We start from the raw sequence: 15963 nt of genomic DNA on the forward strand, positions 1-15963 counted from the left end.
TCCAACTATATACCATGATGATATTATAACTACCTCACAGAATCCCGCTCTATAAGTTCAGTTGAAAGTTTGTAATTATGATTTACTTTTTCGCCTAATAACATTTGAAAAATTAAATGCACTGATAGTGCTCCAACCTCATATTTAGGTTGTTTCATTGTAGTCAATGATGGTATCACGTATTCGGCTAGTTGTATATCATCAAAACCTATGATGGAAATGTCTTTTGGAACACTTATCCCATTTTCCTTAAATGCCTGTAAGCCTCCAATTGCCATTTCATCATTAGCGTAAAATATTGCTTCTGGTAAATCACGTTGAGCAATTAACATTTTCGTTGCTCTGTATCCACCTTCACGTGTGAAGTCTCCAGATAATCTCCATTTCGACTGAAAATTTAAGTCATTGGCTTTTAAAGCGTTTGTAAATCCTTCAAATCGTAGCATATTATCATGTGAATTAGATGGACCGCTTACATAAGCAATGTGTCGATACCCTTTATTAATTAAATATTCCGTTGCAGTGTATCCGCCTTGAACGTTATCTACTTCAACATGGACGACAAATTCATTTTTAAGCTTTCTGTCCAATACAACAAGGGGGAATCCCTCTCTTGCTGATTCTAGTGTAATTTCATCACTTATATTGTGGGCTAAGATAATCACCCCATCAACTCGCTTTTCTTTTAAAAACTTAACAGCTGTGGATTGTGGTCCACCAATTGAACTACAAGCAATCAGATCATAGCCATTAGCTGTGGCAACATCCTGAACCCCTTTAATCAATTCCGAATAATATGGACCGGATAAGTCACTCAATATTAGGGCGATTGTATTTGTTCTCGATCTTTTTAAGTCTGATGCAAATCCATTTTTTTGATAATTTAATTCCTTAGCAGCCTCTACTACTTTTTTTCTAGTTGATTGACTAACTTTATTACTATTATTCAGTGCGTATGAAGCTGTAGATATCGCTACTCCGGCTAGCTTTGCTACATCTTTAATTGTTGCCATCTTTAACTTCCTCCATAAAGTAAAACTTCATATAGCGGGGATTTCTTTCTTCCCTCACTGAATTTTAGTTGAATTAATTGGGGATTATATAAGCGAGTCATCCCACACATAGAAATATCGATCAACCTCAATTATCGAGCCACGGTTTTTTACTGCCCGTCACTCTTTGATAACTTTTAAAACGACATCATTATAATTTCATAGTACCTTATATTATACCATTTGAGAACTAATCCCCCTACTTAATCCCAGACATTGTAAACCCTTCAACAATATATTTTTGAAAGAATGAAAAGATAATCATTATTGGTATAACCATGAATGCAGCTCCAGCCATTTGTAATGCAAAGTTATTCGCATATTGACCCTGTAGCAATGATAGCCCAACAGATAATGTATATAGGCTTTCATCATTAGCAATAATTAAAGGCCATAAGAAACTGTTCCACGCTGCTATGAATGTTAGAATTCCTTGTACAGCGAATATCGGTTTTGCAATAGGAATAATTAAACGGAAAAATATATAAAATTCTCCTGCTCCATCCAAACGAGCAGCCTCTATTAAATCAGTAGGAATAGTGGTCATAAATTGTCTGAACAAAAATATGCTGAAAGCAACTGCCAACCCTGGCAATATAATACCCGTCATTGTATTTGTTAGACCCATTTCATTAAGTAATAAATAGACAGGTATCATTGTAACTTGTCCTGGAATCATCATTGTTGATAAAACAACGTAGAATATTTTTTCCCTTCCTTTAAAATGAAACTTTGCAAACCCGTATCCTGCCATAGCATTAAATAGTAATCCTATAAATGAGAAAAATACAATAATTATTGTATTCTTTAAATAAACTAAGAAATTTAATTCGGTAAATAGTTTAATAAAGTTTTCTAATGTAGGGTTTTCTGGAATCAACGTGGGAGTGAGCTGCAGCACTTCACTTTCTGGCTTAAATGCACTGGAAATCATCCACAAAAATGGGATTGATACCAGTATCCCCCCTAAAACCATAATAATCGTTACAACTCTCATCTCGGTCTTACTCTTTTTTGTAGCTGTAGCCATTACGATCAACCTCTCTTAATACTCTGTATCAGACTTTTTAGATTTAAATTGAATTAACGTTACAATTATAATCATGATAAATAATAAGAATGATCCGGCTGACGCATAGCCGAATTCACTAAATTGGAAACCTTCCTGGTAAATAAACAATGCTACTGAAATTGTTCCATCTAACGGTCCACCCTGAGTCATTACATAAGGCTCCTCGAAGAATTGCATCCACCCAATTAATGTAGTAACCGTAACAAAAAAGGTTGCATATCGCAAAAGTGGTATAGTTACATGGAAAAGCGTTTTTATCCGGCTTGCACCGTCCATTTCAGCAGCTTCATAGTATGATTTCGGAATACCTTGTAAGGCGGCCAAAAAAATAATCATATTAATACCGATACCTTTCCAGACCGCTAATATAATTAAGGAAATTTTGGCTATCGTAGGTTCTTGCAACCACGGAATACTGTTTACATTTACGAGCGATAAAAGGTAGTTAAATAATCCATAATCTGTATTGTAAAGATATCCCCAAATTACCGCTACGGCAATAATATTGGTGATTGAAGGCATATAATATACTGATCTAAAAAAAGAAAACAATTTATTACTGCCATAGTTCAACAACAGTGCGATACCTAAGGAGAAGAGAATAACGAGAGGTACTCCAACAACGACGTAAAAGACAGTGTTATAGACAGCCTTTAAAAAAATATCATCTTTAAAAAGTTCAATGTAGTTTTCTAAACCAATAAAGCTTATATTTGACCAATCAGCTAGCCCCTTTAGATTAAGGTCAGTGAAGCTTATTACAAATGCAATCATAATCGGTATAATGCTAAATATCGTCAGCAATATTACTGAAGGTGCAATAAACATATACGGATGTTTATTCTGAAATTTACTTTTAAATGCGTTCAACATTTTTAACCCACCTATCAAAACTGCAAGTAATATATCTAAAAAGAAATATGGAGGGCAAGCAACTGCTAATCGCCTCCATATTTCTCTTTATTATAATAGCTTGTCGAATTTATTCTTCCTCTAATAATTCCTGAGCTGTTTGATTAAACTTTTCCATTTCTTTTTGTAAATCCGCTCCACCTGCGTTAACTCTTTCAAGTGAGCTTAAAAGTTCTTGAGCAATACGCTCAAATTCTTCAATTTGAATTCCTGCTTTTGTGTGCTTTAATTGCTCCCCAAATACTTTGTAGTTAGGATCTTCTTTTAACAAAGGATCTTCCCAAGCTTCCGTTCTTGCTGGAAGTGTATTGGAAATCTTTAGCCATTCAAGTTGTGTGTCCACTTCATTCATATAAGAAATAAATTTCAGCGCATTATCTACATTCTTTGACGTATCGAAAACAGATAATACAGATCCACCCATACTGGATGTTCTTGTTTCCTTCTTAGGCATAACCGCTGTGGCCCATTTCCCTTTAATTTCAGGAGCTTGTTCATTTATTATGTTAATCATCCACGGCCCACTAAAGAACATTGGTTTTGAACCTTTGCTGAATGCTTGAACTATGTCTCCACCTTGTTGCGTTTGACTGTAGCCTTTTTCAAAATAGCTGTGATAATACTTCATCGCTTCAATAAATTTAGGTGAATCGAAATTCAAATCATTATTTTTCAAATCTGCTTCATATCCATTCTGCCATGCAAAAATGAATGGTGTTATCTGGTCCTTTTGATCAATATCAAGTCCAAATTGGCCTTCTCCACGGGCTGCTAGCTTAGCCGCCGCGTCCTTTAATTCTTCCCATGTCTGTGGTGCTTTATCATAGCCAGCTTCTTTTAAGATATCTGTACGGTAATATAAAACACGGGTATCCACATACCACGGAATTCCAACAATTTCATCCCCGCGCTTCATTACAGATTGAGAACCTTCAAAGTAATTATCAGGAGCAAATTCCGGGTAATCATCCATATACTTGGATAAATCCTTTAATGCACCAGCTTCAGCAAATTCTGCTACCCATGTAGTACCTAATTGTAGTACATCCGGTCCATTTCCAGAGGCTACAGCAGTTAACAATTTATCATGAGCACTTCCCCACGGTATAGCTTGTACATCTACTGTAAGACCTTCATTTTCTTTTTCAAATTTCTTGGCGAGTTCTTCTAGTTTCTTACCTTCTTCACCCATTGCCCATACTTCAATCGTATTGCTTTCACCCTTTGATCCCTCTTCAGAACAAGCACTTAGTACTGCAAAAGCAACGAAAATCGAAAGCAAAAATAATAACTTAGTTTTTTTCAATCCAAACACCCCTGTTTTTATTTTATAGTAATCTATTGAAACGTTTCGATACTTTGATTATAATCAATACTGTATCCGCTTTCAATAGTTTTTTTGAAATTTTATACTTTTTATTTATTTAATTTCACTTAATGCACTGTTTATACCTATATTACAAGGGAAAATAAAGAAAAAAGAATTTGACCATTATAGCAAAAGACTTTATAATCCCACTATACAATCAATCGAAACGTTTCACTAATTACACGGAGGTTCTAACTATGAATAAAAATTTAGTTTCACTGATGGAAAAAATGACATTGGATGAGAAAATAGGACAACTTATCCAACTAGCCACCCCTTTTTATATGGGGGCAACTGACCGTGGGCAAATTACTGGACCAATGGTTGGTATGGGTATTGACGATAACGTCGTTCTCAACAGCGGTTCTGTACTTGGAGCTTCTGGTGCAAATGAAGTAATTAACATTCAACAACAACACTTAAAGGAAAACCGTTTAGGTATCCCCCTTTTATTTATGTCCGATGTTGTTCATGGGTATAAAACTATTTTTCCCGTTCCATTAGCAATTGGTTGTTCTTGGGACTTAGAACTTGCAGAAAAAAGCGCTGAAATTGCTGCGTATGAAGCAGCAGTTTCCGGTGTCCACGTTACGTTTGCACCAATGGTTGACTTGGTTCGTGATCCGCGGTGGGGGAGAGTGATGGAATCCACGGGAGAAGATTCCTATCTAAATAGTCAATTTGCTAAAGCTCAAGTTCGCGGGTTTCAAGGAACCGATATGACGAAGGACCATAAACGTGTTGCTTCATGTGTGAAACACTTTGCTGCTTATGGAGCTCCAGAGGGAGGCCGTGATTATAATACTGTAAATATGTCAGAACGTGAACTACGTGAAACCTACTTACCAGCATATAAGGCTGCACTTAATGCAGGGAGTGAAATGGTAATGACAGCGTTTAATACAGTTGATGGCATACCTGCAACTGGAAATAAACAACTAATGCGAGACCTGCTTCGCGACGAATGGAATTTTGATGGGGTCATTATTTCAGATTGGGGTGCTGTAAAAGAATTAATTCCACACGGCATTGCAAGTGATGAAAAAGAAGCAGCCTTAAAAGCAATAAAAGCTGGGGTTGATATCGAAATGATGACCGCGTGCTATGTAAAAAATTTAAAAGAACTTATTAATAATGGGGATATTGACGAAGGATTAATTAATGAATCCGTTTTACGCATTTTGCAACTCAAACAAAAGTTGGGATTATTTGACAACCCTTATCGGGGCGCAGACGCTCGACTTGAACAAGAAGTCGTCATGAGTGATGCACATAGACAGGTATCGCGTGAACTAGCAACAAAATCCATTGTGTTGTTAAAAAATGAGGCTATTCTTCCATTACACAAACACCAAAAGTTTGCTTTAATAGGCCCCTTTGCTAGTAGTAATGACATTCTTGGACCCTGGTCTGGGCTGGGATCAAAGGATGATGCCATTACAATGAATGAAGGTTTGAGAACAAAATTAGGTGATTCACACCTTCTTGTTGCCAAAGGCTGTGATGTTGAAACAAGGACTGACTCCCAGCTTAATGAAGCGCTTCTAGCTGCAAAGGATGCTGACGTTATAGTTTTAGCACTTGGTGAAGACTCCGAAATGAGCGGTGAAGCAGGATCCTTGACAGATATTAGGCTACCACAAGTACAACTCGATTTAATAAAAAAATTGAAAGAACTAGGAAAACCAATTGTAACTGTTTTATTTAATGGGCGTCCATTAGATTTGCATGGAGTTATAGAACACTCTGATGCAGTAGTTGAAGCTTGGTATCCAGGTACAGAGGGTGGAGTAGCAATTGCTGACTTACTTTTTGGCGACGTAAATCCATCAGGAAAACTTACAATGTCTTTTCCTGATTCTGTTGGACAAGTACCAGTTTACTATAACCATTTCAACACCGGGCGCCCTAAAGGTGCTCCAGATGCTCAAGAACGGTATATATCACAGTATTTAGACAGCCCAAATGAACCTCTGTTTCCATTTGGTTACGGATTGGGTTATACAACGTACACCTACAACAACATGAGACTCTCAGCAACTGAAATGACCGCTGAAAAACCGATAACATTAACAGTGACCGTTAAAAACACAGGGAGTAAAGCAGGAGTAGAAACGGTACAGTTTTATATTCGTGACCTCGTAGGGGAAGTCGTACGTCCATTAAAAGAACTTAAAGGCTTTAAAAAGGTTCACTTACAACCAAACGAGGAAAAAGAAATATCCTTTACAATCTCAGAAAAACAATTACGCTACCACCATTCAAATTTAGAGTTTTCTAGTGACTCCGGAAAATTTATTGCTTATATTGGACCGAACAGCCGGGATGTACAAGCTATTCCTTTTGAATTATTAAAATAACTGCCGAAGAGGAGAATGAAACAATGCACGAGCCTAAAATAATGATTAACGAAGGAGATTTAAGTTTCACTTTTTTTAAAAGTGGTGATTTGTATGAAATTCGCCATAAAGACACAATGATTAATCAATTATTGTCAAATTCTATTGATGGTGCATTAAATAACCTTTTCTTACGGATTTACAAATCTGACGAAATAAAAGCTTTTCCGTTACTGGGTGTAAAATCTAATAGTACTGTGTATACGAATGGAACTCATGTTATCTGGCGAGGTTCTATATACGGCGTAGATTACCAGATTACATTTAGATTGTCTTCAAAGGGAATTTGGTTCTGGGATGTTACGTTAAATGCTAATAATTTAGATGTAGACATTATCTACGGGCAGGATTTGGGTCTTGCTGATTATGGTGCAGTCAGATCAAACGAAGCCTATATGTCCCAATATATGGACCATAAAGTATTTAAAGATACTTCGAGAGGTCATGTTATATGCACACGACAAAATCAGCCGATGACCGATGGCTTCCCATACATGCAACAAGGTGCACTTACTAAAGCAGTAGGTTATTCTACAGATGGATTTCAATTTTTTGGCTTGTCATATAAGACTACAAACCAACCAGAAGTACTAAGTAAGTCCACCTTAGCAAATGATATCTACCAATATGAATTTGCCTATACTGCATTACAGTCAGAGCGAATCACTTTATCTGGTAGGCATAATGTTGTATTTTATGGTCTTTTTAAAGAGGACCACCAATCTGCCATTACTTCCTTAGAATTTAATGATGAGATATGGAGCGCTTGGGAAGAAGTAAATAAACTAAGTACCAAAACCTGCACGCAGCTGGATAAAACTAGTACTTCTCCTACTGTTGGAGAACCACTTCAAACACTGTCGATGACAAATGAGGAAATCAGTGAATATTTCCCGAAACGTCACCAAGAGGAATATGAGGGCGAGTCCTTACTTTCCTTTTTTACGGATACGTATGAACACGTTATTCTGAAGGAAAAAGAACAACTAGTGGAACGCCCACACGGTCATATTTTAATGAGTGGTCATAATGATAAGTTAAAAGAAGACACAATTACGACCACCTGTTTTATGTACGGGATATTCAATTCCCAACTAACTGTAGGAAATACGTCTATGAACAAAATGTTATCGAACATCCGAAATCCGTTAAATATAATGAAAACATCTGGCCAAAGGATCTATGTAGAAATGGATGGAAAGTTTCAATTACTTACGATGCCCACGATGTTTGAACTAGGATTTAACTATGCACGGTGGTACTACAAAATAAGTGACGATGTCTTAATCATTACAAACTTTACAACGGTCGATACACCTGAAGTGCGACTTCAAGTAAAATCAACTAGCGGCAAAGCCTATAATTACCTAGTTACAACCCAGATAACAATGAATAATAACGAATATGAAAAACCTTTCAAGATGACAAAAGAAGGAAATACATTATCTTTCTTTGCTGATTCTGAAGCTGATAGTTCAACAACATATCCTGACTTATCTTATCGACTTCATGTAACTGGCGCAACAGTTCAGCAAAAAGATGAAAACCTTTTAGTTAAAAACGCCCCCGGTTCATCTTCGCTTATAGTTTTACAACTATATGCTTCAAGTGAGTGGGAAATAGAAATACAAGGTTTACTATATAATGAAATTAGGCCTTGGAAAAAGAAAGACTTCTTAGTAGAAACAGAGAGTTACCGTACTTTTTACCGTGGTGTCATGAATAACTTTAACCTTTCTATCGATAACGCTAAAACACAAGAACTTGAAAAAATGAACGCCACAGCATGGTGGTATACACACAATATGCTTGTTCATTTTTCTGTTCCTCGGGGTTTGGAGCAATATATCGGAGCGGCATGGGGAACACGTGACGTATGCCAGGGGCCTACTGAATATTTTATGGCTACACAAAATTTTGAATCGGTCAAAGAAATTATTGAAAAGGTTTTCTCCCATCAGTACGAGGATATCGGAAACTGGCCACAATGGTTTATGTTTGATAAATATGCAAACATTCAACAAGCTGAGAGTCACGGAGATGTAGTTGTTTGGCCATTGAAAGTAGTTGCTGATTATTTGGAAGCAACAAATGACTATGCAATTTTACAAAAACAAGTTCCCTACACAGAACGAGAAGGATTTGGATACACTGAAAAAACTGAAACTATTTTAGAACATGTTACAAAAGCAATTAATCACATTAAGGATGAATTTATACATGATACATGCTTATCATCCTATGGCGATGGTGATTGGGACGATACACTTCAACCAGCAAATGCCCAATTAAAAGAATTTATGGTTTCAAGCTGGACAGTAGCATTAACATTCCAAGTAATTAATAAACTATCAAAAGTACTAACAGAACCCTATAAACAGGAAGCTAATGAATTAAACGAAATAGCTTTAGGAATTAAACGTGATTATGACCGTTATATCCATCACGAAGAAATTCTACCAGGCTTTGTTTACATGGAGAAACCAGGGAAACCTGAATTTATGCTACACCCAACCGATTCAAAAACCGGAATTAACTATCGACTATTGCCGATGCTTCGAGGTATGATTAGCGAACTCTTAACATTAGAAGAGGCTAAAGAACATTATGATATTATTAAGAAAAAACTTTACTTTCCAGATGGTGTCCGTCTAATGGATCGACCAGCTAACTACACTGGGGGAGTAAGTACGCATTTCAAACGCGCGGAACAAGCTGCAAATTTCGGACGTGAAATTGGTCTACAATACGTACATGCTAATATTCGATTTGTTGAAGCAATGGCTAAAATCGGTTATGAAAATGAAGTGTGGAGAGGATTATCAGTTATCAATCCGATTGGGATTAGAGATATCGTTCCAAACGCAGAAATACGTCAAAGCAATACCTATTTCAGTAGTTCAGATGGGAAATTCAGTACTCGATATGAAGCGCAAGAACACTTTGATAAATTAAGAGATGGAACCGTACATGTGAAAGGTGGATGGCGCATTTATTCAAGCGGCCCTGGAATTTATATGAACCAATTAATCTCCAACACCCTAGGAATACGTCAAGAAAAAGGCAATCTTATTGTTGACCCAGTTTTGCCAGACAAATTGGATGGATTACAGTTTACCTTTATGTTCAATAAACTACCTGTTACATTTGTTTATCATCTAAGCCAGGATAAGAAAAGCTTAGTTGTTAATGGACAAAGTCTGGAAACAGAATTCATAATTAACCCTTATCGTGATGGTGGATTCGTTGTTGGACATGAAATCCTTGAGAAGTTTCTTACAGCCGGTAAAAATAAAATAGAAATCTATTTATAATAAGTGAACCCACACCTCCCCTTTTGAGTTGTGGGTTCATTTTGTTCGGAAGAATATCACTTTCATAAATAATGCCAAGATTGTTAATGTAATAGATATAGCGATTCAATCATAAGGTGTAGTAGAATAAACACTATAAATCTTTTACATACGGAGGCAATTTATGAAAGACGTCATTATATTTTTAGCAGGTATAGTTAACAACATTCATGACAGATTCCTCGATTTGTTCGGACTTCAGATGACCGACAAAGAGCTTCACTTTTGGATTATTGGAGTTATCGGGATCGTAACTTTTTTCTTTGTATACAGTGTTTTTAAGATTGTTGAAAAAATGAAATGGAGCATTACAATTTTAGCATTCATATATACATTGACAGTTATGATCGTACTGGTTTTTGCGATAGAATTACAGCAGGCAATTACAAACCGCGGTAATATGGAATTTGCAGATGCTGTAATGGGACTATGGGGTTTCATCGTGTTCTTCATCATCTATTGTTTTGTAGGTATTACAGTTTTCCTTCTCGTAAAATTAGTAAAGAAAAAAAGAAGATAAAGTGTGGTGCCAGGCACCGACTTACTTAAAGTAAGTAAATCGTTCGCCTGGTGTCATCATATGGAATTTTTGTGTTGGTGAGCTTTGAAATAGGTAGTCTACGAAATAGGCTGGGTTTTCTCTATTGTTTGGGAACATGTCATAATGAACGGGTATAAGCATGTCTGCGTTAACTTTTTTAGAAAAATCAACGGCTTCTCGAAAGCTCATATTTCCTGCGATTCCTCTTGCCGTGCGGAAATAATCTGCTCCATTAATTGGGAGAAATACTATATCAGGAGCAAAGTCAGCTATTTTCTCTACTAAGGCTGTGGTTACAACAGTGTCACCACTGTGAAATATCTTTACACCGTTTACTTCAATACAATAACCAATATACTGGCTGTCTTTACCAACTATTTCATACTGCACGTGAGCTACAGCAATTGGCTCTATTTTAAATCCTTTAATCTGGAAAGCTGTTTCATTTTTTACAGGTATTATTTTATCCTGACTAACGCATATTTGACCTAACATAGACACTGCAGGAGATGGGATAGCAAACTTTGTTTTGTCCGAAACCCTTCCAATTTCATCAAGCGTCGTCAAATCAAGATGATCATCATGAGCATGCGTTACAAGAACCCCATTTATACCAGAAAGATCCTCAGGCTCCATTACAGGAGGAAATGCCCGCTTGAACTCTGTTTCCGGGTCGTTTTTTTCTATAGAATAAGATAGATAAGGATCGATACAAACATAACCATCATTACCTTTACCTTTTAATACAATCCCAGACTGCCCTAAGCTCCAAAATGCAAGAGAATCTTCCGGTACAGATGTAGTTGAAATTTCCTGAGCTATAGATGCACTCGTTCTAGATAATTTTGACAAAATAACCATCCCTTTCGATAAAAAGATGAAACTTCAAAAAACATTTATAACAATGATTTACCTTTACGCTTTCTTCTCATTTATTTTATCCCACTCTGTTTTCTTGTACTTAATGGATTTTAGCATGTCGTTGAGAAAACGTTCATCGTATTCTCTATAACCCTGTTCGTTAGCCCATGCCCTTGTATCATCGTGGTCTGGATGTTTAGGATTGTTGAAGATTTTGAGAAACTCATAATATCCTGACATTCCTCCAACGTCCTCGGGTGGAGCAGTTTCAGCACCATCAATCAACGTAGGGTAACCGTAATGATAGTCTTCTGTAATTCCCTCTAGCTTTACAAGAAACTGCCAGCCATCCCCGAAATCGTAGTTATAGTTAAGTTCACCATACTTTTCGATATAGTTATCAACCTTAATTCCTGTTGGCTTACGAACCGTCTTTCTCAGGTTTGCTAACTGCACCTCTTGATATTTTGAAAACTTGGGATCAACTTCTGACATTTTCTTCTCTATCGCTTTACGGTTTTTCTTAAAATGCTGATGCTCCTGATACGCTTCCTCATTATTGGTAACTCTAATATTTTCTTCCGACAAAGTGAATTCAAAGAGATGCGAAGGCTCATAGGGATAGCCACTTGTAAAATTTGTTACCGTTTGAATAACGTCATGAAGTCTGTTGAAAGTTGCCCCCGCAGGCATAACAATTCTTCTCCAGATTAGAGGGTCCGATCCAGTTAGTTCAATTTCGATCTGATAAGCTTTCATTTTATCATCCCGCTTTCTATTAAATTTCTAGGCTAAATAATAGTTGCTGAGTTAATTTTAGCATACATCCTATTTTTTTTGACGTCATCCCCATCCTCTTACGTCCGGCACCCTGCTTAAAGCAACAAAAAGAAAACATGTAACCCTTTTTACGTTTTACACGTCTATAATAAATAGAAGAGTAATTTAAAACTATAAAAGGTGTGAGTTTATGAAAAAGCGGGGGTTAATCCAAATCCTATTCTGTGGTTTGATAATTGTACTATTATCAGGCTGTGGTTCCTCAGATCAAACGAATAGTCAACAAGGGTCTGACAAAGAAGAAAGTGTAACAGGAGAAGTCGTGCCTTCCTTAATTGATTTAGGTAATGGGATGTTCGAATACAGGGTTAAAAATCAAACTGGAAAAGTAGTTGAGTTCGAGTTCACAAGTGGTCAGCGCTATGACTATGCATTAATAAATAAAGATGGCGAGCAAGTATTCTTATATTCAAGTGTGGCATCGTTCATACAGGCTTTAGGGGAAGAAAAGTTGAAGCCGGGTGAAGAACTGGTTTATGAAATTGATTTATCAAAAGTTAATGTAAAAAGTGGAACGTATATTTTAGAAGCCTGGTTAACCGCTACAAGAGATGAAAAATACAAAGTCAGTACGGATTATATCGTTGAATAACCCTATATCAAAAAATATAACATGGGACCTTTAAAGAGTTGCTGAACACATAAATACAAAAATTGAAACAAACTTAGAAAACCTTGGTTGCACTTATGCAATAAGGGAATTTTTATATTTTCCTTATTGCCAAAACTAGAAAACGGTTGGTGCCAGGCACCAACCGTTTTCTAACCTAACAATAATCCACCGTATAGTAATGCTGCGGCTATTACAAAGGCAGGATGTACTTTCATTCTTTCAATTAATAAGTAACTGCTTACTGTTATTAATCCTGTTTGCCACAAGCCAATTCCTTCATAGGATTCTTTAAAAAAGTTCCATGCCATAACACCCAGTAAGATTGCAATTACAGGCCGTACATATTGTGTTAACCTTTTTACTTTACTGGAATCCTTATACTTGTAAAGAACTCCAACCAATAAAATCATAATAATTAAGGAAGGGGCAACTGCTGCAAAAACAGCTATAATTGCACCAAGAATACCACCTTCATCATAACCTATGTACCCAGCCATTTTAGTTGCAATTGGACCAGGTAACGAATTTGCAAGTGCCAGCATCTCACTGAACTCTTGCACACTCATCCACTCATACTTCACTACTTCATTTTGCACTAAAGGGATGGAGGCTGGTCCACCACCATACCCAAGAATACCTGGGATGAAAAAGGCTAAAAATATATGCCAATACTTCATGATGTTTCCACCCTACCTCTCCCTGACTTTTTCCGATCCTTTGTCGTCTGGTTTCTCCTTATCTTTCCTACCTAATGCAATAACGATTAATAATCCAATTATAATTCCTGGATGCAGATTTAATAGATATAACATAATAAATATGATAACAATCATGATTCCTGTTTGCATCCAGCCCATGCCTTTTACTGCTTTATTAAAGAACTGCCATGTTAAAACCGCTAACATAACCCCAACTACTGGTATAACAGCAGCAGTCATTCCCTGAACCCATGGAAGGTCGTCAATAGAGGATAATGAGGTTAAAAGAACGATCATCAAAACAATAGTAGGTAAAATTGTGGCTATGACAGCGTTTATCATACCAATAAAACCTGAAACACTATGTCCAATATACCCTGCAAGTTTAGTTGCAATTGGACCTGGCAACGTATTCCCTAAAGCCAATAGATCACCAAAATCTTCATCACTCATCCATTTATATTTTTCTACTACCTCTTTATGAATAAGCGGAATAGAACCTGGCCCACCGCCATATCCAAGCATACCTATTCTAAAAAATGCTATAAATAAATTCCATTGTGTTCTCATAAATGATTTTCCTTTTGGTTATTTCTATCGTTTAGTTTTACCATGCAGCAACAGAACCATCCGTTCGGGATTCAGTACCACCTACTAATACACCTGTTTCAGGGTCGCGCCAGATAATTTCACCACGTCCAAAGCTGTTTGGTTCAAGGGCAATTTTAAGATCATGTCCCTTATCTGCCAATTCCTGCGCGATATGATGAGGAAACCTGTTTTCTACTTCGACAGTTTTATCTTTTTGCCACTGCCAGCGTGGTGCATCCAGTGCTGCCTGCGGGTTAAGACCGAAGTCAATTGTGTTCATAATGACCTGGACATGACCCTGTGGTTGCATAAATCCTCCCATTACACCAAAAGGACCAACCGCTTGATGGCCTTTCGTTAAAAATCCAGGAATGATCGTGTGGTAGGTTTTCTTGCCACCTTTTAAAGCATTTACGTGACTCGAGTCCATTGAAAAATTGTGCCCCCGATTTTGAAGGGCAATTCCTGTACCCGGTACAACTAAACCAGATCCAAATCCCATGTAATTACTTTGAATAAATGATACCATATTACCTTCATTGTCAGCTGTAGCCAAATAAACCGTTCCACTTAAAGAAGGTTCTCCTGCTTCAGGTAAAAGAGCTTCATCACTAATAAGATTTCGGCGTAATTCCCCGTATTCATTGCTTAACAATTCATCAGAAGTGACTTTCATCTTGTCTTCTTCCGTAACATGCTCATGCCCATCTGAAAATGCAAGTTTAAGAGCTTCTATTTGCTTGTGATAGGTCTCCACTGACTCTTTTTCTGGAAACTCAAATCCTTTTAAAATATTTAATGCCTGAAGTGCAACAATACCCTGTCCGTTGGGAGGGATTTCCCAGACATCGTAACCACGGTAGTTAACTTTTATTGGTTTTACCCATTCCGCTTTATGTTCGGCAAGATCTTCGGCGGTTAAATAGCCACCATTTTCTTTTGAAAAATCAGCAATCTTCTCCGCCAGTTCACCACGATAAAATGACTCGCCATTCGTTTCAGCGATAGAGCGTAATGTTTCGGCGTGACCTTGTGAAGACCATATCTCCCCAACTTTAGGAGCACGACCTTTAGGTGCAAAAGTCTCAAACCAATGCCTGAAAACATCATCTTGCAAATTTGTTTTAAAACCTTCGTAAGCTTTATTCCAAAACTTACTTAATGTCGGGGATAATGGATACCCTTCTGTCGCATAATGAATTGCAGGCTGCAATACTTCCGTTAATGGAAGCTTTCCAAACCTTTCAGAGAGTTCCGCCCAAGCTCCTGGTGCTCCTGGAACAGTTACTGGTGTAAATCCATACTTAGGAATTTCGTCGTGCCCAGCTTCCTTCACAGCATCAATTGAGATGCTTTTTGGAGAACGGCCACTGGAATTTAAACCATGCAGTTCGCCTTTCACCCACACTAATGCAAAGGCGTCTCCACCAATTCCATTAGAAGTAGGTTCTACTACAGTAAGGCAAGCTGCTGTAGCAATTGCAGCATCTATTGCATTTCCACCCTTTTTCAAAATATCTAATCCTGCCTGTGCTGCGAGCGGCTGAGATGTTGCAACCATACCATTACTAGCATACGTTGCATTTCGGGTAGTTGGATACGGGTGTGATTGAGAGTTAAAAGAATGCATATGAATCCCTCCTGATATAAGTAATAGAATTT

Annotated in this window: 13 protein-coding genes; 4 read left to right on the plus strand and 9 right to left on the minus strand. The window is 37.2% G+C overall.

Annotated features, from left to right (window positions below; all coding sequences use genetic code 11):
* Positions 1 to 29: 29 nt before the first annotated feature.
* From ACOI1D_RS04460 to ACOI1D_RS04475, 4 genes are all read right to left on the minus strand, one after another.
* A complete protein-coding gene (locus ACOI1D_RS04460) occupies positions 30 to 1013 on the minus strand; it encodes a LacI family DNA-binding transcriptional regulator (RefSeq protein ID WP_422499558.1) in 984 nt (327 codons plus the stop codon).
* Between the two features lie 238 nt (positions 1014 to 1251).
* Positions 1252 to 2049, minus strand: a complete 798-nt coding sequence (locus ACOI1D_RS04465) for a carbohydrate ABC transporter permease (protein WP_422499612.1) — start codon at positions 2047 to 2049, stop codon at positions 1252 to 1254.
* 48 nt (positions 2050 to 2097) lie between these two features.
* Complete coding sequence (locus tag ACOI1D_RS04470) at positions 2098 to 2997, minus strand: carbohydrate ABC transporter permease (protein WP_422499560.1); 900 nt, start codon at positions 2995 to 2997, stop codon at positions 2098 to 2100.
* Between the two features lie 109 nt (positions 2998 to 3106).
* Positions 3107 to 4342: a sugar ABC transporter substrate-binding protein gene (locus ACOI1D_RS04475; protein WP_422499562.1), complete on the minus strand. Its 1236-nt coding sequence runs from the start codon at positions 4340 to 4342 to the stop codon at positions 3107 to 3109.
* A gap of 260 nt (positions 4343 to 4602) precedes the next feature.
* On the opposite strand from ACOI1D_RS04475, the gene bglX reads away from it, so the two are divergent.
* From bglX to ACOI1D_RS04490, 3 genes are all read left to right on the plus strand, one after another.
* On the plus strand, positions 4603 to 6765 hold the full coding sequence (gene bglX / locus ACOI1D_RS04480; protein WP_422499563.1) for a beta-glucosidase BglX: 2163 nt from the start codon (positions 4603 to 4605) through the stop codon (positions 6763 to 6765).
* Positions 6766 to 6788: 23 nt separating this feature from the next.
* Complete coding sequence (locus tag ACOI1D_RS04485) at positions 6789 to 10118, plus strand: GH36-type glycosyl hydrolase domain-containing protein (protein WP_422499565.1); 3330 nt, start codon at positions 6789 to 6791, stop codon at positions 10116 to 10118.
* A gap of 163 nt (positions 10119 to 10281) precedes the next feature.
* Positions 10282 to 10677, plus strand: a complete 396-nt coding sequence (locus ACOI1D_RS04490) for a hypothetical protein (protein WP_422499567.1) — start codon at positions 10282 to 10284, stop codon at positions 10675 to 10677.
* A 21-nt stretch (positions 10678 to 10698) separates the two neighbouring features.
* Here the strand turns inward: ACOI1D_RS04490 and ACOI1D_RS04495 are convergent, their stop codons facing one another.
* Complete coding sequence (locus tag ACOI1D_RS04495; RefSeq protein ID WP_422499568.1) at positions 10699 to 11550, minus strand: MBL fold metallo-hydrolase; 852 nt, start codon at positions 11548 to 11550, stop codon at positions 10699 to 10701.
* 63 nt (positions 11551 to 11613) lie between these two features.
* Positions 11614 to 12318 carry a plasmid pRiA4b ORF-3 family protein gene (locus tag ACOI1D_RS04500; RefSeq protein WP_422499569.1) on the minus strand — a complete coding sequence of 235 codons (705 nt, stop codon included), beginning with the start codon at positions 12316 to 12318 and terminating at the stop codon, positions 11614 to 11616.
* 211 nt (positions 12319 to 12529) lie between these two features.
* Here ACOI1D_RS04500 and ACOI1D_RS04505 point away from each other — a divergent pair, with 211 nt between their 5' ends.
* The gene (locus ACOI1D_RS04505; RefSeq protein WP_422499570.1) at positions 12530 to 12991 is read left to right on the plus strand and encodes a BsuPI-related putative proteinase inhibitor; all 462 of its coding nucleotides are present in this window, start codon (positions 12530 to 12532) and stop codon (positions 12989 to 12991) included.
* 170 nt (positions 12992 to 13161) lie between these two features.
* Here the strand turns inward: ACOI1D_RS04505 and ACOI1D_RS04510 are convergent, their stop codons facing one another.
* From ACOI1D_RS04510 to ACOI1D_RS04520, 3 genes are read right to left on the minus strand one after another with little or no spacing between them, the layout of a single operon-like run.
* On the minus strand, positions 13162 to 13689 hold the full coding sequence (locus tag ACOI1D_RS04510; RefSeq protein WP_422499571.1) for a chromate transporter: 528 nt from the start codon (positions 13687 to 13689) through the stop codon (positions 13162 to 13164).
* A 12-nt stretch (positions 13690 to 13701) separates the two neighbouring features.
* Complete coding sequence (locus ACOI1D_RS04515) at positions 13702 to 14280, minus strand: chromate transporter (protein WP_422499573.1); 579 nt, start codon at positions 14278 to 14280, stop codon at positions 13702 to 13704.
* 37 nt (positions 14281 to 14317) lie between these two features.
* Complete coding sequence (locus ACOI1D_RS04520) at positions 14318 to 15931, minus strand: gamma-glutamyltransferase family protein (protein WP_422499574.1); 1614 nt, start codon at positions 15929 to 15931, stop codon at positions 14318 to 14320.
* Positions 15932 to 15963: the final 32 nt, after the last annotated feature.

The organism is Virgibacillus sp. DJP39, from assembly GCF_049310925.1.
Classification (GTDB): domain Bacteria; phylum Bacillota; class Bacilli; order Bacillales; family Amphibacillaceae; genus Virgibacillus_F.

Excerpts from the sequence above, each read along its gene's own strand:
- ACOI1D_RS04460 (WP_422499558.1), bottom strand. The coding sequence starts at position 1,013 with ATGGCAACAATTAAAGATGTAGCAAAGCTAGCCGGAGTAGCGATATCT.
- ACOI1D_RS04465 (WP_422499612.1), bottom strand. The coding sequence starts at position 2,049 with ATGAGAGTTGTAACGATTATTATGGTTTTAGGGGGGATACTGGTATCA.
- ACOI1D_RS04470 (WP_422499560.1), bottom strand. The coding sequence starts at position 2,997 with ATGTTGAACGCATTTAAAAGTAAATTTCAGAATAAACATCCGTATATG.
- bglX (WP_422499563.1), top strand. The coding sequence starts at position 4,603 with ATGAATAAAAATTTAGTTTCACTGATGGAAAAAATGACATTGGATGAG.
- ACOI1D_RS04485 (WP_422499565.1), top strand. The coding sequence starts at position 6,789 with ATGCACGAGCCTAAAATAATGATTAACGAAGGAGATTTAAGTTTCACT.
- ACOI1D_RS04490 (WP_422499567.1), top strand. The coding sequence starts at position 10,282 with ATGAAAGACGTCATTATATTTTTAGCAGGTATAGTTAACAACATTCAT.
- ACOI1D_RS04500 (WP_422499569.1), bottom strand. The coding sequence starts at position 12,318 with ATGAAAGCTTATCAGATCGAAATTGAACTAACTGGATCGGACCCTCTA.
- ACOI1D_RS04505 (WP_422499570.1), top strand. The coding sequence starts at position 12,530 with ATGAAAAAGCGGGGGTTAATCCAAATCCTATTCTGTGGTTTGATAATT.
- ACOI1D_RS04510 (WP_422499571.1), bottom strand. The coding sequence starts at position 13,689 with ATGAAGTATTGGCATATATTTTTAGCCTTTTTCATCCCAGGTATTCTT.
- ACOI1D_RS04515 (WP_422499573.1), bottom strand. The coding sequence starts at position 14,280 with ATGAGAACACAATGGAATTTATTTATAGCATTTTTTAGAATAGGTATG.
- ACOI1D_RS04520 (WP_422499574.1), bottom strand. The coding sequence starts at position 15,931 with ATGCATTCTTTTAACTCTCAATCACACCCGTATCCAACTACCCGAAAT.